The sequence below is a fragment of the Kribbella sp. NPDC002412 genome (genome assembly GCF_053592935.1).
In genome coordinates this window covers 14,759-32,659 of record NZ_JBSFBL010000038.1, presented here as the reverse complement: position 1 = coordinate 32,659, position 17,901 = coordinate 14,759, and the positions used below count along the sequence as shown (strand labels likewise).

At 69.0% G+C, this 17,901-nt stretch carries 16 protein-coding genes; 7 read left to right on the top strand and 9 right to left on the bottom strand.

Features of this window, described 5'->3' with window-relative positions; genetic code table 11:
* Positions 1-155 precede the first annotated feature (155 nt).
* Positions 156-4,103 (bottom strand): GH92 family glycosyl hydrolase, encoded by a 3,948-nt coding sequence (locus ACWCOV_RS27355; protein WP_449832170.1) that lies wholly within the window; start codon positions 4,101-4,103, stop codon positions 156-158.
* Between the two features lie 261 nt (positions 4,104-4,364).
* On the opposite strand from ACWCOV_RS27355, the gene ACWCOV_RS27350 reads away from it, so the two are divergent.
* Entirely contained in the window at positions 4,365-5,264 is a 900-nt protein-coding gene (locus ACWCOV_RS27350; protein WP_449832169.1) for an NAD-dependent epimerase/dehydratase family protein, read from the top strand.
* Positions 5,261-7,480 carry a glycosyltransferase family 2 protein gene (locus ACWCOV_RS27345; protein ID WP_449832168.1) on the top strand — a complete coding sequence of 740 codons (2,220 nt, stop codon included), beginning with the start codon at positions 5,261-5,263 and terminating at the stop codon, positions 7,478-7,480. The genes ACWCOV_RS27350 and ACWCOV_RS27345 overlap by 4 nt, the downstream gene beginning before the upstream one ends.
* Here the strand turns inward: ACWCOV_RS27345 and ACWCOV_RS27340 are convergent.
* Positions 7,380-7,880: a GtrA family protein gene (locus tag ACWCOV_RS27340; protein ID WP_449832167.1), complete on the bottom strand. Its 501-nt coding sequence runs from the start codon at positions 7,878-7,880 to the stop codon at positions 7,380-7,382. The two genes, ACWCOV_RS27345 and ACWCOV_RS27340, sit on opposite strands and share 101 nt — an antisense overlap.
* A gap of 159 nt (positions 7,881-8,039) precedes the next feature.
* On the opposite strand from ACWCOV_RS27340, the gene ACWCOV_RS27335 reads away from it, so the two are divergent.
* Positions 8,040-9,197, top strand: a complete 1,158-nt coding sequence (locus tag ACWCOV_RS27335; protein WP_449832166.1) for an NAD-dependent epimerase/dehydratase family protein — start codon at positions 8,040-8,042, stop codon at positions 9,195-9,197.
* Here the strand turns inward: ACWCOV_RS27335 and ACWCOV_RS27330 are convergent.
* Positions 9,194-9,550: a VOC family protein gene (locus ACWCOV_RS27330; RefSeq protein ID WP_449832165.1), complete on the bottom strand. Its 357-nt coding sequence runs from the start codon at positions 9,548-9,550 to the stop codon at positions 9,194-9,196. The two genes, ACWCOV_RS27335 and ACWCOV_RS27330, sit on opposite strands and share 4 nt — an antisense overlap.
* Before the next feature lie 10 nt (positions 9,551-9,560).
* Positions 9,561-10,283: a methyltransferase domain-containing protein gene (locus tag ACWCOV_RS27325; protein WP_449832164.1), complete on the bottom strand. Its 723-nt coding sequence runs from the start codon at positions 10,281-10,283 to the stop codon at positions 9,561-9,563.
* 117 nt (positions 10,284-10,400) lie between these two features.
* On the opposite strand from ACWCOV_RS27325, the gene ACWCOV_RS27320 reads away from it, so the two are divergent.
* Complete coding sequence (locus tag ACWCOV_RS27320; RefSeq protein WP_449832163.1) at positions 10,401-10,766, top strand: VOC family protein; 366 nt, start codon at positions 10,401-10,403, stop codon at positions 10,764-10,766.
* A gap of 82 nt (positions 10,767-10,848) precedes the next feature.
* On the opposite strand, the gene ACWCOV_RS27315 is transcribed toward ACWCOV_RS27320, so the two are convergent.
* The 4 genes from ACWCOV_RS27315 to ACWCOV_RS27300 form a co-directional block, all read right to left on the bottom strand.
* Complete coding sequence (locus ACWCOV_RS27315) at positions 10,849-11,514, bottom strand: AIM24 family protein (RefSeq protein ID WP_449832162.1); 666 nt, start codon at positions 11,512-11,514, stop codon at positions 10,849-10,851.
* Positions 11,515-11,556: 42 nt separating this feature from the next.
* Positions 11,557-12,558, bottom strand: coding sequence for an alanine racemase (locus ACWCOV_RS27310; protein ID WP_449832161.1), 1,002 nt, complete (start codon positions 12,556-12,558; stop codon positions 11,557-11,559).
* A 4-nt stretch (positions 12,559-12,562) separates the two neighbouring features.
* Positions 12,563-13,693: a lipid II:glycine glycyltransferase FemX gene (locus tag ACWCOV_RS27305; protein WP_449832160.1), complete on the bottom strand. Its 1,131-nt coding sequence runs from the start codon at positions 13,691-13,693 to the stop codon at positions 12,563-12,565.
* Positions 13,694-13,774: 81 nt separating this feature from the next.
* A complete protein-coding gene (locus tag ACWCOV_RS27300) occupies positions 13,775-14,692 on the bottom strand; it encodes an SDR family NAD(P)-dependent oxidoreductase (protein ID WP_449832159.1) in 918 nt (305 codons plus the stop codon).
* A 123-nt stretch (positions 14,693-14,815) separates the two neighbouring features.
* Between ACWCOV_RS27300 and ACWCOV_RS27295 the strand changes: the two genes are divergently transcribed.
* The 3 genes from ACWCOV_RS27295 to ACWCOV_RS27285 are packed head-to-tail and all read left to right on the top strand — an operon-like array spanning position 14,816 to position 17,338.
* Positions 14,816-15,382 (top strand): TetR/AcrR family transcriptional regulator, encoded by a 567-nt coding sequence (locus tag ACWCOV_RS27295; RefSeq protein ID WP_449832158.1) that lies wholly within the window; start codon positions 14,816-14,818, stop codon positions 15,380-15,382.
* A complete protein-coding gene (locus ACWCOV_RS27290) occupies positions 15,382-16,098 on the top strand; it encodes an SDR family NAD(P)-dependent oxidoreductase (protein WP_449832157.1) in 717 nt (238 codons plus the stop codon). Before ACWCOV_RS27295 ends, ACWCOV_RS27290 begins: the two co-directional genes overlap by 1 nt.
* Before the next feature lie 31 nt (positions 16,099-16,129).
* Entirely contained in the window at positions 16,130-17,338 is a 1,209-nt protein-coding gene (locus ACWCOV_RS27285) for an MFS transporter (RefSeq protein ID WP_449832156.1), read from the top strand.
* Here the strand turns inward: ACWCOV_RS27285 and ACWCOV_RS27280 are convergent.
* On the bottom strand, positions 17,307-17,843 hold the full coding sequence (locus ACWCOV_RS27280; protein ID WP_449832155.1) for an NUDIX domain-containing protein: 537 nt from the start codon (positions 17,841-17,843) through the stop codon (positions 17,307-17,309). The genes ACWCOV_RS27285 and ACWCOV_RS27280 overlap by 32 nt on opposite strands.
* Positions 17,844-17,901 lie beyond the last annotated feature (58 nt).

The following is a 17,901-nucleotide window of genomic DNA, read 5'->3' as shown; positions in this document are numbered from 1 at the left end:
TACGGACGGCTCGCACGTCGTTAGGGATGAAGGGGTGGCAGTCCGGGCGGGGACCGCCACCCCTCCTCACTCGTCCGGCGGAACCTTTCAGGGGCAGGCTCCGCCGGAAGATCGTCCAGCAGGGGCGGCGGCACCAGCCGCCGCCCCGCTGGGTTTTACCCGTAGTTCCGGTCAATCGACTCAGACGGGGTCGGGCTGGGCTTGGTCGCGGCGGCCCGCTTGTCGCTCGGGTGCGTCCCGGGCTCGACACCCCTCAGCGTCCCGAGCAGCTCGAACTCGGACAACGTGACGCCGTCCGCGCCCGCGGCCGTCAGCACCAGCCGGTACTGCGTGTAGGCCTTCGGCGAGGCGATCGAGAAGGACCGCGTGTACGACGCCCACGCCCACTTCTCCCCGGTACGGCGATCCACCGGCGACCACGTCGTACCGTCGTTCGAACCCTCCAGGACCCAGCCTGACGGCGCAGCACCCGTGGCGCCGCTGGTCAGCGTGTACATCCCGACCGGGCGACCCTGCGGCAGCGCCACCGTGATCGTCGGGTTCGCGCCGGTCAGCGTGACCTGGGTCTTGGCGTCGTCGTCGGTCAGCGCGGTCACGTCCAGACCGCCGGCGCCGACCACGGCGCCCTCGTCCGACGTGGAGTCCTGCCACGTCTTCGGGTCCTCGCCCGGGGTGGTGATCGACGGCGGCGCGTCGTTGCGGCCGGTGCCCCACTTCGACGGCTGGTCGGTCATCTCGAACTCGATCTTGCCGCCGTTCGCGATCAGCTCGTGCGGCAGCGCGGTCGAGGTCCACTTCTTGCCGTTCACCCGGACGCTCTTCACGTAGATGTTGCGCGCGTCGTTGCCCGGTGCGCTGACCACCAGCTTCTTGCCGTTCGCCAGCCGCACCGTCGCCTTGGTGAACAGCGGCGACCCGATCGCGTACGACGGAGCGCCCACCTGCAGCGGGTAGAACCCGAGCATGCTGAACAGGTACCACGCGGACATCTCCCCGTTGTCCTCGTCACCCGGGTACCCCTGCCCGATCTCGGACCCCAGGTACAGCCGGGACAGCACCTCGCGCACCTTCTCCTGCGTCTTCCACGGCTGACCCGCGAAGTCGTACATGTACGCGATGTGGTGCGACGGCTGGTTGCTGTGCCCGTACTGACCCATCCGTACGTCGCGGGCCTCGAGCATCTCGTGGATGGTGCCGCCGTACCCGCCGGTGTGCAGCGCGTCCTCCGGCGTGCTGAAGAACTCGTCGAGCTTCTTCGCCAGCCCGTCGCGGCCGCCGTAGATCGCGGCCAGGCCGGCGCCGTCCTGCGGGGTCGAGAACGCCATGTTCCAGGCGTTCGTCTCGGTGTAGTCGTGACCCCAGTCGCGCGGGTCGAAGGTGCTCGGCGAGCTGCCCCAGACACCGTCCGGCCCCTTGCCCTGGAAGAAGCCGAGCGCCGGGTCGAACAGGGTCACGTAGTTGCGGGCCCGGTTCAGGTAGTACTTGTAGTTGTCCAGGTACTCCTGCTTGCGCGGGTCGTTCTTCTTCGCGGTGTCGTAGAGCCGCTTCGACATGTTCGCGATGCCGAAGTCGTTGATGTAGCCGTCCATCGACCAGCTGAAGCCCTCACCGGTGGTGTTGGCCGTGTAGCCGTTGAAGGTGGACAGGTCCAGGCCCTTGCGGCCGACGTTCTGCGACGGCGGCACGGCGGCGGCGTTCTTGAGCGCGGCGTCGTACGCGGCCTGGACGTCGATCCCCTTGATGCCCTTCAGGTAGGCGTCGGCGAAGGCGACGTCGGAGCTGGTGCCGACCATCAGGTTCGCGTAGCCCGGGGACGACCACCGGGAGATCCAGCCGCCGTCCTTGTACTGCTGGACGAACCCGTTGACCAGGTCGGCCGCGGAGTCCTGGGCGAACAGCGAGTACGCCGGCCACACCGTCCGGTAGGTGTCCCAGAAGCCGTTGTTGACGTACGTCTGGCCAGCCACGATCTTCGAGCCGGTCGTGGTCGGGGTGTCGGTGCCCACCTTCGGCGAGGTCGGCGATGCGTACTTGATCACCGGGTCCTTGCGGGTGCCGGTGTTCTCCGAGCCGTTGTTCGGGTAGAGGAACAGCCGGTAGAGGTTCGAGTAGAGGGTGGTCAGCTGGTCGGCGGTCGCGCCCTCGACCTCGACAACGCGCAGCTTCGCGTCCCACTGGGCATGGGCGTCGTCCTTGACCTGGCCGAACTTCGACCCGGCCGGCAGCTCGAGCTCCAGGTTCCGGCGCGCCTGCTCGGTGCCGATCAATGAGGTCGCGATCCGGAGCTGGACCTGGGTGACCTTCGGGTCGAAGCCGAAGTAGCCGCCGACGTTCGCGCCGCCGCCGTTCGACAGTTTGCCGGAGGCAACCACCTTCTGGTCGACGACGCCGTACACGAACAGCCGTCCGGCGCCGGTGGACAGGCCGCTCTTGACGTCGCTGAAGCCGGTGACGACCCCGGTCTCCGGGTCCAGCGTCAGGCCGCCGTTGTTGTTGACGTTGTCGAACACCAGCGACGCCTTGCCGGCCGGGAACGAGAACCGCAGCAGCGCCGCGTGGTCGGTCGGCGCGATCTCGGCGGCGTTGCCGTTGTCGAAGGTGACGCCGTAGTAATACGGCCGCGCGATCTCGTTGTCGTGGCTGAACGACCAGGCCCGCGCCTTCCGGTCCGCGGTCGGGCTCGCGGCCGTCGACGGCATCACCTGGAACGTCTGCCGGTCACCCATCCACGGGCTCGGCTCGTGGCTGATCGACAGCGCCTGGATGGTCGCCTTGTTGGCCTCGTTGTTGCCCTTGGCGTAGTCGTACAGCCAGGACGTCGAGCCCGCGTTCGTCACCGGCGTCCAGAAGTTGAAGCCGTGCGGTACGGCGGTCGCCGGGAAGTTGTTGCCGCGCGAGAACCCACCGGTCGAGTTGGTCCCGCGGGTGGTGATCGCCAGGTCCGACGGGTGCTTGGCCGCGGTCTTCTGGGCGGCCCGGTCCGGGTTGATCGCGGCGGCGATCCGGATGTCGTCGATCCAGCCGCGGAACTCGGCCGGGCCGGACGGCTTGTCGTAGCCGACCAGGATCCGGGTCACCGTCTTGCCGGCGGCGACCTTGCCGAGGTCCGCCTCGACGTTGTTCCACTGGTTCGTGGACAGGCCCTTCGCGTCACCCTGACCGCGCGGGCTGAGCTCGAAACCGTGGTGGTCGCGAGCCTTCAGGTCGCTCAGGTAGGTGCCGTCCGAGAACGCCAGGTCGAGCGCGGCGAACGTGCTCGGGTAGCTCAGGTCGCCCTCGGTGTGCTCGGGGAAGATCCGGTACGACAGCCGGGTGTCCTTGCCGACCTTCAGGTCGACGTCGGCGATCCGGTTCCAGCTGTAGCCACGCCCCTCGGCGGTCTGGTGGCCGGCGTACCGGAACGACTTGACGCCGGTGTAGCCGACCCGGGCGCGGGCGTTGTAGGCGCTGGTCGGGCCGGAGTCCAGCCGGGACTCGACGACCGGGCCGGGCGGCGGCAGCGGGGCGCCGTTCGAGAGGTACCAGTCGGCGAGCTGGACGATGTTCTCGCCGTGGTTCAGCGTGATGTCCAGCTTGAAGTAGGCGTACGGCGTCTCGTTCGAGAAGCTGTACTCCTTGGTCTGGAACCGGTTCTCGAAGCTCTCGCCGGTCCGGGTGTCCAGCGTGGTCCAGGTGGTCGCGTCGTTGGAGCCGGAGACGGTCCAGTTCTGCGGGTCGCGGCCGTCGGCGTCGTTGGCCGAGGTCAGCGCGTACTTGCGGATCACCACCGGGGCCGAGGTCTGGTAGACCAGCCAGCCGGTCGGCTCGAACACCAGCCACTTGGTGAACTTGTCCCCGTCGGCGGCGTTGGTGGCGATCTCACCGCCTCCGGTGTTCTCGCCGTTCGCGGTCACCTTGGTGACCTTGTCCATCTCGCTGCCGCCGATCCCGGTCGGCGTCGGGCCGCGGACACCGTCGGTGCGCGGCTTCCCGTCCGGCCCGGTCTCGACCGTGTCGGTGTAGCCGGGCTGTGGCTGACCCGGCTCGAACGAGGTGAAGAAGGAGGACCCGGTGGCCACCGGCTGGTCCTCCGACGTGGTCGAGACGGCATTCGCTGGCGTCATGGCAGTCGACATTGTCACAACGAGTCCCAGAGACGCGACGAGCCCCAGTGGGCGGCGGAGATTCATCCACGCTCCTTGCACGGCCGGACCGGCGCAACGGGTCTCACCCCGTCCCCCGGTGTGGGTTGCGCGGCCCCGATGACAAGGTTGTCAGCCCGCGCCCGGGGTGATCCTGCCCAGCTTCGTCACCCCTGGTCAATAGTTCGTAGCGCACTGTCGATGGCTAGTCGGGGATTGGCACTCCAGCGGTAGGTTGAAGCCATGGACGAACGTGTGCTGGTGACCGGGGCGGCCGGATTCATCGGGCGGGCCGTGGTGGCCGGCCTGCGACAGCGCGGAGTCCCGGTGACAGCGGTGGATCGTGAGCCGCCGGACCCGTCGTGGGACGAGGGCGTCCACGTGGTGACCGGCGACCTGGCCGACCAGGAGGTCTGCATCGCCGCCTTCGAGACCCGGCCGAGCGCCGTGGTCCACCTGGCCGCGCTGACCTCGGTGCTGCGCTCGGTCGACGCCCCCATGCAGACCTTCGCCCAGAACGTCACGATCACCCAGGTTCTCCTGGAGCTGTCCCGCGGCAGCGGGGTGGACCGCTTCATCCTCGCGTCGACCAACGCCGTCGTCGGCGACGTCGGTACGGCGACCATCACCGCAAACCTCCCGCTCCGGCCGCTCACGCCGTACGGCGCGACCAAGGCGGCCTGCGAGATGCTGCTCTCGGCGTACTCGGGCAGCTACGGCCTCGCGACTGCCGCGCTGCGGTTCACCAACGTGTACGGGCCGGGCATGTCGCACAAGGACAGCTTCGTGCCGCGGATGATGAAGGCCGCCCTCAGGGGCGAAGGCGTCCGGATCTACGGCGACGGCAAGCAGCGCCGCGACCTGGTCTACATCGACGACGTGGTCGCCGGCATCATGCTCGCCCTGGACAAGGCGTACGACGGCCGCGCGATCCTCGGATCCGGTCGGTCCGTGTCGGTGCTGGAGATGGTCGAGGCGGTTCGCGTGGTCACCGGCCGCCCGGTCCCGGCCGAGCACATCGAGGCACCGGCCGGTGAGATGCCGGCGGTGGTCGTCGACATCACGAACGACCTCGGCTACGAGCCGGCGGTGTCGCTGGAAGACGGGCTCGCCCGCACGTGGCAGTACTTCCAGTCAAAGTGAGGCGCGTCCTCAGGACGCACTGGCTGCTCGCTGTCTTCCTGCTGGCGGGCACCGTGCTGCGTGTCCTCGCCACCATCGCCTACCGCCCGGCGATCATCTACACGGACTCGGTTCAGTACCTCAACAACATGGCGGCGCTGAGCCCCAACCAGCTCAACCCGATCGGCTACGAGTTCCCACTGCGGCCCTTGGTGAGCCTGGGCGGTCTCACCCTCGTCGTCATCGTGCAGCACGCGGTCGGGCTGCTGCTGGGCGTCGCCATCTACGCGCTGGCCCGCCGGCTCAACGTCTACCGCTGGCTGGCCGCACTGGCGGCCGCACCCATCCTGCTCGACGCCTACCAGGTGCAGATCGAGCAGAACATCATGGCCGAGACCACCTTCGACGTACTGCTCGTCGCAGTCCTGTGGCTGCTCCTGGGTTGGGGGATCCCTGGCTGGAAGCGTGCGCTGGCGGCCGGTCTGCTCCTCGGCGCCGCCTTCGCGGTCCGCACCATCGGCCTGACCCTGCTCGTCGCAGTTGTCCTCTACCTGGTCGTCGTCGGCAGTGCCTGGCGTCGCCGCCGGCTCGAGCTGGTACGGCGTACGGCGGCAGCGATAGCCGGATTCGCGGTGGTGTTCGGCGCCTATGCGGTCTACTTCCACGCCGAGACCGGGCGCTGGGGATTCACCGGCGCCGAGAACCAGGTGCTGTACGGCCGGACCGCTGTGGTCGCCGACTGCTCGAAGTTGCCGCTGAACGAGGGCACCAGGCTGTTCTGCCCCAAGGAGCCGCTCGGCGAGCGTCTCGGCGTCGACAAGTACGCGCACAACCACTACGGCGACCCCAACTGGCCTGGCCCGCTCCCGCCCGGCACCACCAAGCAGGAGCTGGCCACGGAGTTCGCCCGGCTGGTCATCCGGCACCAGCCGCTGGACGTCACCTGGGCCGCGCTGAAGGACTTCGCCAAGGGTTTCGCGCCGACCCGGACCACGTCGCCCGACGACGTGCCGCTGGAGCGCTGGCAGTTCCAGACCACCTACCCGAACCTGCAGGACCCGAACACCGCCAAGGCTGCGGAGAAGTGGGGCGGGTCGGAGCCGCACGTGGCGCATGTGCCGGCCGTGATCCTGCGCGCCTACCAGCTGAACGGCGGCTACACCTCCGGAACCCTGCTGGGGATCTGCGTGCTGATCGCCCTGGCCGCAGTGGCCGGTCTGGGCCGTGCCAAGACGTCCGGTCTCCGGTCTGCCGCGCTGCTGCCTGCGGCCGCCGGTGTGATCCTGCTGCTGGGTTCGGCGGCCTTCGAGTTCTCCTGGCGCTACCAGCTGCCCGGTCTGGTGCTCTTCCCGCTGGCAGGAGCGATCGGTTTGCGTGCACTGCTCGGCAAGGACCAGGCGCGCCCCGCGATGGCGGACTACCCGGACGACGTGGATTCCCTCGCGGTGAAGGACTTCGGGAAACCGTCCTTCGCGCCGATCGTCGTGGTCATTGCCGCGTACAACGAGGCGGGCGGGATCGGACCGGTGCTGACGAACATGCCGCGCACCTGCGCCGGTCTTCCGGTCGACGTACTCGTCGTGGTCGACGGCGCGACCGACGACACCGCCCACGTCGCCGGCCGGCAGGGCGCCTACGTGTGCGTTGCCCCCAGCAACCGTGGGCAGGGCGCCGCGCTCCGGCTCGGCTACCACCTGGCCGCTGCGGGCGGAGCGCAGTACGTCGTGACGACCGACGCCGACGGGCAGTACGACAACGACGAGCTCGACGTGCTGCTGCAGCCGATCCTGGATGACCGGGCCGACTTCGTCACTGGGTCGCGCCGGCTCGGGGCCGAGGACGCGGACAGCCGGCTGCGCTGGGTCGGGGTGCGGGTTTTCGCCGTACTGGCGTCGATTCTGACCCGGCGGAAGCTGACCGACACCTCGTTCGGCTTCCGGGCGATGCGGGCCGAGCTGGCGACCGCGGTGACGTTGCGCGAGCCGCAGTACCAGTCGTCGGAGTTGTTGCTCGGGGCACTCGCTCTCGGCGCGCGCGTGGTCGAGCTGCCGATGACGATGCGGCGCCGCGGCGACGGGACCAGCAAGAAGGGCCCGGGCCTGGTGTACGGCGCGAACTACGCGCGGGTGATGACGACTACGTGGCTACGGGAGTACGTGGTTCGGCGGGGTCGGCGGACGCCGGCGCAGGCTTCTTGGCGAACACGTAGCGATCGAACAGCACGAACTTCAGGATGAACAGCACACCGTAGGTGGCCAGGTAGGAGCCGCTGACCAGGACGGTCTGCCAGGCGTGCGAGGCGATCCGGTCCTGGACCAGGTTGTCGGTGACCGTGGTGACGATCGCCGCGAGGACGGCGGACACCACCGAGATGATTGCGTACGGCAACAGCTCGCGACCGCTCGGGTTCCGGTGCCCCCAGGTCCAGTGCCGGTTGATCAGGTAGCTCGGCACCGTGCCCGTCACCCAGGCGACCAGCGTCGCGATCAGCGGCGCCGTGCCGAACCAGTAACAGAGCGCGAACGCCGCCTGGCTGATCACGGTGGCGACTACCGAGGCCGCCGAGTACTTCGCCCACAGCAACAAACGGGTCCGGCCGATCCCGAATCCGCTGATTACCTTGGTCAACGTACGCATTGGCCCTATTGTGCACCCCCGCACCCAATACCGTCCTCCGCTTGCGAATTCATAGCCAATTGCCAGCTTCCTAGTGGGCCCGATCACGTTAGGGGAGCGGGTACTCGGGATAGGAAGGACAGTGAAAAGCCAACATCCCTCAAGGAAGGCGGCCGAGCCGTGCGAGTACTCGTCCTGGGCGGTGACGGTTACCTAGGGTGGCCGACAGCGCTGCATCTGTCAGACCGCGGCCACGACACGGCCGTCCTCGACAACTTCGCCCGCCGGGGCTACGACCAGGAGCTGGGGGTGCAGAGCCTGGTCCCGATCCAGGACCTCGACACCCGGGTGGCGGCCTGGGAAGAGGTGTCCGGCCGGCGGATCGCGGCGTACACCGGTGACCTGCTCGACGCCGACTTCGTCTACCAGGTGGTGCGCGAGTTCGAGCCCGACGCGATCGTGCACTTCGCCGAGCAGCGGGCGGCGCCGTACTCGATGATCGACCGCGCGCACGCCGTCTACACCCAGCACAACAACGTGGTCGGCACGCTGAACCTGATGTACGCCGTGGCCGAGACCAACCCGGACATCCACCTGGTCAAGCTCGGCACGATGGGCGAGTACGGCACGCCGAACATCGACATCGAGGAAGGCTGGCTGGAGGTCGAGCACAACGGGCGCAAGGACCGGATGCTCTACCCGAAGAAACCGGGGTCGTTCTACCACCTGAGCAAGGTGCACGACTCGCACAACCTGGAGTTCGGCTGCCGGATCTGGGGGATGCGCGTCACCGACCTGAACCAGGGCGTCGTCTACGGCCAGCAGACCGAGCAGACCGTGCAGGACCCGCGGCTGGCGACCCGGTTCGACTACGACGCGGTGTTCGGCACCGTGCTCAACCGCTTCGTCATCCAGGCCGTGCTCGGTGAGCCGCTGACCGTCTACGGCAGCGGCGGCCAGACCCGCGGTTTCCTGGACATCCGGGACACCGTCGAGTGCATCCGGCTCGCGGTCGAGAACCCCGCCGACGCCGGCGAGTTCCGGGTCTTCAACCAGATGACCGAGAGCTACTCGGTCGCCCAGCTCGCCGACAAGGTCGCGGAGTGCTTCCCCGGCCCGGTCCAGGTCGAGCACCTGGAGAACCCGCGGGTGGAGCAGGCCGAGCACTACTACAACGTGAAGCACACCGGTCTGGTCGGCCTCGGCCTCCAGCCGCACCTGCTGTCCGACACGCTGATCGACTCGATGTTCGACATCGTCGCGGCCAACAAGGACCGCGTCGACCACGCCGCCCTCCTTCCGACCGTGTGGTGGAAGGGCCACCTCAAGCAGCGTTAGACGAAGAAGCAGAAGATGTGGCCGACCGGGTCGGCGTACACCCGGACGTCGGGCTGCGGCTGGAAGTCCTGCAGCCGGGCGCCCAAGGAGGTCGCGCGCTCGTGCGCGGCCTCCAGGTCGTCCACCTGGAGATCGAGGTGCAGCTGCATCTGCTGCTTCTCGGTCTCGCTCGGCCAGGTCGGCGGCCGGTAGTTCGGCTCCAGCTGGAACGACAGCTTCGTGTCGCTCGGGCCGATCGCGGTAGCCCACGTCTCGTCGTCGTCACCGAGCCGCCAGCCGAGCAACTCGCAGTAGAACCGCGCGAGCTGCCGCGGATCCGGTGCGTCCAGCACCACGCCTTTGAGTGGAATCATTCTTCGCACGCTAACGGCGGCCACCGACAAGTAACACTGGCAGTACAGCGAGGAAGCGGTCACGCCGGCCTCGATCCGCCTGCTCGGCCAGCCAGCCGTCCGCGTCCTGCTGGGTGATCAGCGCCTTCTCGACCGCGGCGGCCGCGGCCGCCTCCAGTTGGCCGGCCAGCAACCCGTGGTCGGTGACCACCTCGGTGTGGACGACGACCTCGACCCCTCGGAACCCGGCGTCCAGCAACAGGTCGCGCAGGCTGCGAGCCGCCCGCGGCGCGACGGACCGTGACTCCAGGCCGAGCAGGACGACGTCGGTCAGATCCTGGTCGGCGCTGTCGATCAGCAGGAAGCCGTAGTCCTGGCCGCCGAGCACGATGTGCCCGCCCGGGCGGATCACCCGCCGAGCCTCGGCCACCGTCGGGACCGGGTCCTCCAGCAGGTGGAAGAGCCGGACCGCGCGGTAGCCGTCCACCGACGCGTCTTCCAGCGGCAGGTCGTCGGAATGTGCCACGTGAAACATCGCCTCCGGCACCCGGGTCCGGGCGGCATCGATCGCCGCCGGGTCCGCGTCCACCCCGATCACCTTCAGCCCGGCCGCGGTCAGGTCGGCGACCGCGTGACCGGCGCCGCAGCCGACGTCGACGCAGGTGCCGCCGCCGGCCAGGTCCAGCAACCGGTACGACTCCGCCCGGAGCTCCGCTGCGCCAGGACGCTCCTCGATCCGTTCCAGAAAGCTCATGCTCCCAGGCTGAAACTTCAGGTCCACCTGAAGTCAACCTGTCACACTTCCGGGCCCGGACACGTCAGGCTGGGTGGCGGGAAGGTCCCGCCGCTGAGTCGAACCGGGAGACGAGTGATGAAGTTCGCCAAGACCATCGTGTACGTCGAGGACGCCAAGGCCTCGATCGAGTTCTTCGAGCGGGCGTTCGGGTTCAAGGGGACGTACTGGGACAACGGCGCCGGCATGGTGGACGCCGGTGGCACTCAGGTGCACTTCGCGACGTACGAACTCGGGCAGAGCCATCTGCCCACCATCGGCAAGCCCGGTGCCGTCGCCTTCGAGCTGTCGCTGACCACCGAGGACGTCGACGCCGCCTTCCAGAAGGCCGTCGAGGCCGGCGCCGAGCCGTTGAAAGAGCCGGGGAAGTCGCCGTGGGGGCAGGTCACCTCCTACCTCCGCTGCCCCGACGGCACCATCATCGACCTGGCTTCGCCCGCCTGAGGGCGTCTCGCCGTCAGTGCGGACCGTGCCGTCGGCGAGCGTTTGCCGGCGGCAAAAGTCCTTGCACTCGGTCAGCCGGCCGTCATGACGTGGTGACTATGGGGGCGCCTTCGCTGGCCTGTACCAGCACGAACCCCTGCCCCGTGAAGGCCAGCTGCACGGCCTCCCCGCTGCCCCGTCCGATCAAGGCCCCCGCCTTCATGGTCCGATTGACCCCGACCTGAAGCCCGGTGCTCCAGCAAACCGCCGACTGCGCGTCGGCGGCCGTGGGCATGCGGGCGACGTCCAGCAGCACCGGCGTGCCGTGCGTGGTCACCGCCACCCACCCGGTCCCCGTCACCGTCGTGTTGAACAACCCACCGGCGGCCATCCCGGCTCCCTGGACCCGGTGGATGTCCCAGGTGAGCTGTGGCTGGAACGCCAGCAGGTTCCGCCCGTTGACGGTCAGCCCTTCGTCCTCCAGGAAGAACAGCTGAATATCGTCAGCGTTGTCGGCAAGGTAGAGCAGCCCCTCACCACGAACCCGCATCAGCGACGCGCCCTCACCTGTCGCGACCTTCTTGAACAGCTTGCCGAGGCCGCCGGCGCCCTCGTAGTCGAAGTCCATCCGCCCTTGGAACGCGACCATCGAGCCTTGCTTCGCGAGCACCTGGTCGGGCAACTGGACACGCAACATCTTCTTGTTCTCCAGCCCGAAGCCGCCGGGCAGCGGCTGGCCGTCGAGATTGCCGAGAACCGAGCTTCGCACGACGTCCCCCTTCGACCGGGAATGATGTCGACAGCCTAAGCCTCAGTCCATCGACACCTTGTCGAAGGAGGTCGTGGTGTAGCGGACGTCGACTCCGACCTCGTCGCCGACCGCGGGGGGAGCCACGGTGGACGGCAGGAAGAGCATGCTGGCCTGCATGTGCGGGGGCTCGGCGAACCAGCGCTGCTTGCCTTCGATGGTGAACGGCGACAGCGCCATGCCGGCCGCGTCGAGGCTGCCCTTCGCCATCGCGATCGCGCGCTGGCGAACGGTGGCCGCCGCGGTCGGCGCCTCCAGCCCGACGCCGTGCGCCGTGCCGCCCGACACCACCAGGATGTGACCGTCACCGCTGACCCGGCGCTGCCGGTAGCCGACCCGCTCGCCGCGCCGGACCGAGTGCACGTCGAGCACGGTCGCCCGCACCGACAGCGCGCCGCGGTCGCCGAGCCACAGCCCGGTGCCCATCCGCAGCTTCACGTCCTCGCCGATGTCGGCGAGCTTCTGTGCCGGTACGTGCGACACCCAGAGCGGTCCGCGCCGGACGGCCAGGGCCGCCTTGCCCAGCTCCGCGGCTTCCCTCAGGTTGGCCGACGTGCCGCCGGCGCCCATCGGGAAGTGCAGGGACCAGCCCTCGAACCGGATCCGGTCGAGGGCGTTCAGCAGCATCGTGTGCCGGAGCTCGCGGGCGCCGATCCCGTGCCGCCGCATCGAGGTCTGCACCTCGATCAGCACCCGGCTGCCGGCCGGGATCGAGACCAGGTCGGCCAGCCGGCTGACCGTGTGGATCACGTTCTTGCTCTGCGGGATCTCGTGGAACGGCCGCCACGGCGACAGCACGACGATGTCCTCACGCGGGTCCGGCGGGACCTCGAAGTAGGTGCCGACCGCGACCGTGCGGGCGCCGAGGGCGCGCGCCTCGGCCAGCAGCCGGTGGTTGCCGAAGCCGTACCCGTTGCCCTTGGCGACCGGGACGATGTCGGGGTTCCACGTGGAACGCAGGTGTTCGCGCCATCGATCGGAATCGACGTGCAGGACTAGGGGCATGGTGTCAACGCCGTCTCATGTAGAGGTCGAATGCGGTGTAGAGCGCCTTGTTCAACGGCAGATCCCACTCACCGACGTACTCGACGGCCTCGCCGCCGGTGCCGACCTTGAACTGGATCAGCCCGACGTGCGGGTCGTTCGGGTCCAAGGTGTCGGTGATGCCCCGTAGGTCGTACACGGACGCGCCCGCCGCGAGCGCGTCCGTCATCATGCGCCACTGGATCGCGTTCGATCCGCGCACGTCTCGCTTGGCGGTCGAGCTGGCACCGTAGGAGTACCAGGAGTGACCGCCAACCCGGACCCAGATGGTCGACGCCACCAGGTCGCCTTCGTGGTAGGCGTTGTAGATCCGGAAGTCACAACAGCCGGACGGCTGGTCGGCCATCGCGGCGTACATCTTCTCGAAGTACGGCAGCGGCCGCGGCGTGAAATGGTCCCGCTGCGCGGTCTCGACGTACAGCTGGTGGAACGCCTTCAGGTCCTCGGCGCCACCCTGGCTCACCTCGACGCCGGCCTTGTCGGCCTTCTTGATGTTGCGCCGCCACAACTGGTTCATGCCCTTGAGCAGGTCGTCCTGCCCGCGGCCGGCCAGCGGGACCTGGAAGACGTACTGCGGCTGCCCGGCCGCGAAACCTTCTCCGGTGCGCGGTGCCTTCCAGCCCAGCGCGCGCAGCTGCTTGGCGACCAGCTCGCCGGACGGCTCGATCACGTCGGCCCGGACGTCGCCCAGCTTGGGCTGCTGCCCGCCGGCGATCGCGTCCTTGATCGTCTTCGCGCCCCACCGCCGGGTCGCCACCGGCGGACCCATCCGGATGCCGAACGCGCCGCGCTCCTGCAGGTGCGCCGCGAGCGGGCGCAGGTAACGGCCGAGGTCGACGGCGTCCCAGTCGATCACCGGGCCCTCGGGCAGGTAGGCCAGGTACCGCTTCACTTTCGGCATCTGCCGGTACAGCACCAGACCGGCGCCGACCAGCTCTGCCGGGTTCGCCGGGTCGTACCAGCCGAGTGACTCCGCCTTCCACTCGCTCTTCACCGCCGCCCACCCGGGGGTCTGCAGGAAGCTCGCCGCCGGTTGCGCCGCAATGTAGGCAGCGTGCTCGTCGGCGGAGATGGTCCGGATGCTCAAGTCACTCACGGTCGGTCAGGTTACCGGCCCGGAGCTTTGAACCGTAGCCGAGCCGGTGACCTGATCAAACCTGTGGATAACTGGCTCGCTCTACTGGGCGAGCAGTTTCTCCGAGAGCTCCCACAACCGAGTGGCCGACTCCGGATCGAGGGCGTACGCCGAGACGCCGCTGAAGTCGTCGTCACCGTGCGGCAGCGCCTCGTTGTTGTCCTCGAAGTACCGGCCGGTGACGCCGTCGACCAGTGGCGACGCCGCCAGCAGCACCGAGGTCGACGCGCCCTGTTCGACGCTCTTCCAGGCGAAGCCCTCCCAGTTCTTGAAGAACTCCTCCGGCAGGTGCCGCTGCAGCGCGGTCCGGATGCCGCCCGGCATCAGCGCGTTGGCGACGATCCCGTCGCTCGCCCAGCGCTTCGCCGCCTCGACCGCGAAGAGGATGTTGGCCGTCTTCGACTGCCCGTACGCCGCCCACTCGTCGTACGGCCGGTGCTCGAACTGGATGTCGTCGAAGACGACGTCCGAACGGTTGTGGGCACTCGAGCTGACCGACACGATCCGGGCGTTGCCTGCCTGCGCGAGTGCCGCGTGCAGACCGGTCGCCAGGCCGAAGTGGCCGAGGTGGTTGGTGGCGAACTGGTGTTCCCAGCCCTCGGGTGTGCGGTTGAGCGGCTCGGCCATCACGCCGGCGTTGTTGACCAGGATGTGGAGCGGTCCGTCCCAGTTCTCGGCGAACGCGCGCACCGAGGCGCGGTCGGCGAGCTCGAGCGGCGCCACGAAGACGTGGCTGTTGCCGGTCGTCTCGATGATGTCGGCCGCGGTGCGCTCACCGGCGGCGGTGTTGCGTACGGCGAGAGTCACCTCGGCCCCCGCCGACGCGAGGGCACGGGCGGTCTCCACGCCGATACCGGACGCGCCGCCGGTGACGACCGCGCGACGCCCGGACAGGTCCACGCCGGCGATCACGTCGGCGGCGGTGGATGAAGCGGTGAAGGGGGTGGTGATTCGGCTCATCAGGTTGGGTCCTGTTCTGCGAGCTAGGCTTTAACCGGAGGAACCTCCGGTAATGCCAGTTAACTGGAGGGACCTCCGGTTATCAAGTCCGATAGGTTCTGGGGTCAGGAGGGAGGGGGAGAGATGGGCACTGGCGAACGTCCGCTGCGGGCGGATGCGCAGCGCAACCGCGACCAGATCCTGGCCGCCGCGTCCCGCGCGTTCTCGACGTGCGGCCTGGAGGCGACACTCGAAGGGATCGCGAAGGACGCCGGTGTCGGCATCGGCACCCTCTACCGGCACTTCCCGACCCGTGAACTACTGATCGAGGCGGCGTACCGGAGTGAGCTGGCCGCGATCTGCGACGCCGCGCCGGTGCTGCTCGACACGATGCCGCCTGCCGAGGCGCTGCGAGCCTGGATGGACCGCTACATCGACTACATGACCCGCAAGCTGGGGATGGCCGACGCGTTGCGCGCGGTGATCGCGTCCGGCGCCAATCCGTACGCCCAGAGCTTCGAGCTCCTGGTCGGCGCGATCAAGCCGTTCCTGGACGCCGGCGCCGCGTCCGGCGATCTCCGCTCCGACGTCTCGGCGGACGACGTACTGATCAGCATCAGCGGGGTCGCCTTGGCCACCGGGAAGAACCGCGACCAGGCGGACCGCGCCCTCAACTTGTTGATGGACGGCCTCCGCTACCGGAGCTCTTAGTGCAGAAGGTCGCACTGGTGACGGGGTCGGCTTCGGGGATCGGGGCAGCGACGGCCCAGCGGTTGGCCGCGGACGGGATGACGGTCGCGGTGCACTCACGGTCGAGCCGGGACGTGGGTACGGCGCTGGCGCGCGAGCTGAACGGGTCCTACTTCCAGGCCGATCTCGCGGATGACGCCGAGGCGGCGGGGTTGGTGCCGCGGGTGCTGGCCGAGTATGGGCGGCTCGACGTACTGGTGAACAACGCCGGGATCAGCTGGCCGGTGCCGCACGCGGATCTCGAGGCGTTGACGGCGGACGACTGGCGGCGGCTGCTCGACGTCAACCTGATCGCGCCGTGGTTGCTGTGTACGGCGGCCGTGCCCGCGCTCCGGGAGTCGGGCGGGTGCATCGTCAACGTCACCAGCCATGCCGGTGTCCGGCCGAAGGGAAGCTCGATCGGGTACGCCGCCTCGAAGGCCGCGCTCAACCACATGACCAAGCTGCTGGCCGCCGCGCTCGGACCGGCGGTGCGCGTCAACGCGGTCGCGCCCGGCCTCGTCGACACCCCGCTCACCGCGTCCTGGACCGACGCCCAGGAGCTGTGGAAAACCACGAGCCCGATGCGTCGCGCGGCCCAGCCGTCGGACGTCGCGGACCTGATCTCGGCACTTGTCCACAACACCTACGTGACCGGCGAAGTCGTCCTCCTGGACGGTGGCCTGAACCTCCGCTGATTCTGTCGGTGCCGGCTCCTACGATCGCCGGATGTCTTTGGGTCGAGACTTCCGGCGGCTGTGGGTCGCGTTCACCGTCAGCGCAGCCGGATCGGCGGTCGGCCTCGGCGCGCTGCCGCTGATCGCCGTACTCGCCCTCGATGCCAGCACCTTCCAGGTCTCGATGCTTGCCGCGCTGTCCGCGATCGCCGGCGCCGCGATCGCGTTGCCGATGGGGGACTTCATCGAGCAGCGCCGGAAGCGGCCGGTGATGATCGCCGCCGACCTGATCCGGTTCGTCGTCCTGCTCTCGGTGCCGGTCGCGGCGGTGTTCGACGTACTGACCTACACCCAGCTCTGCGTGGTCGGCGTCGTCCAGGCGGCGGCGCTGATCGCGTTCCAGGCGGCGAGCGGTGCGCACCTCAAGGCACTTGTTCCTCCTGAGGGTCGAGCCGAGGCGAACAGCCGGTTCGAACAGACCAACTGGATCACGTTGAGCGTCGGACCGGCGGTCGGTGGCGCCTTGGTCAGCTTGGTCGGTGCGACCGTCACGTTGGCCGTGGACGCAGTGTCGTTCCTCGGCTCGGCGCTCGGCATCCGGCGGATCCAGCAGCCCGAACCCGAGCCGGTACGGCGAGACGGCAAGGCGGACATCACCGCCGGGTGGCGCTACATCCTGCGGCATCGCGGACTGCGCGTGCTGTTCTGGAACTCGCAGCTGTTCGGCGGACCGGTGATGATGACGTCGCCGCTGCTCACCGTCCTCATGCTGCGTGACCTCGGCCTGCCGCCGTGGAACTACGGGCTCTCGCTCGGGTTGTCCTGCCTGGGTGGCGTCCTGGGCGCACGGTTCGCGCCTCGGCTCACCCGACGGTACGGACTGCACTGGATGCTGCTCGTGTTCGGCGTACTCCGGGCCCCGTGGCTGCTGCTGATGCCGCTGGCGCCGGACGGCTGGGGTGGGTTCGCGCTGATCACTGCGGCCGAGGTCGGGCTGCTGGTGGCCGCCGGTGCGTTCAACCCGTCGTTCGCGACGTACCGGATGGAGGTGACCGAGGACGGCTACATGGCGCGCGTGGTGGGTGCGTGGTCGATCAGCTCGCGGTGCGTGCAGCCGGCGTTCATGGCGCTCGGCGGGGTGCTTGCTGCGGTGATCGGACTCCGTAATGCGCTGTGGATCGCGGGCGGTTGCTGCCTGCTCAGTGCCGCCGTACTGCCGTGGCGATCGGCTAGACCAGCTCCATTGCCTGAGCCAGTCTGACCTGGCTGCCCATCATCCCGCCGTCGGCCTGGGCGTCCAAGTAGGTGACCGCCTGCTCGGCCGGCAGTACGAGGACCTCGACCACCTGTTCGCCGTCCTCGGGGTTGGTCGGCTCCTGGTCGACCACGACGTCCGCGACGACCGTGGCCCAGTACGAGATCGGGTGCGGGAGGTGCGGACGGTAGGGGCCGGGGCGGCGGTGCTCGGCGCGGTGCGCACCGAGCCAGGTCAGCGGCCCGGTCAGCCGGGCGCCGGCCTCCTCGAGCAGTTCGCGCTGCACCAGCTGCTCGATCGTCTCGTCCGGTTCGCGAGTGCCGCCGGGCAGGAAGCGCCAGCCCAGGTCGTTGCCGCAGACAACGATCCCGCCGTCGGTGCGGCCGATCACGTGCACGTTGCTGATCAGCTCGTCCGGCGGCTCCTCGGTGGAGAACCGGACGTCGAGCTCACCCCAGGTCCAGTGGTCCGGTGCGAAGAGCTCGGGAAACCGCTCGGCCCAGGTCTGCATGGGGGCCATTCTCGTGGCTGCGCTACCGTCCATCCATGGCGGCCCAACCAGCGGACCC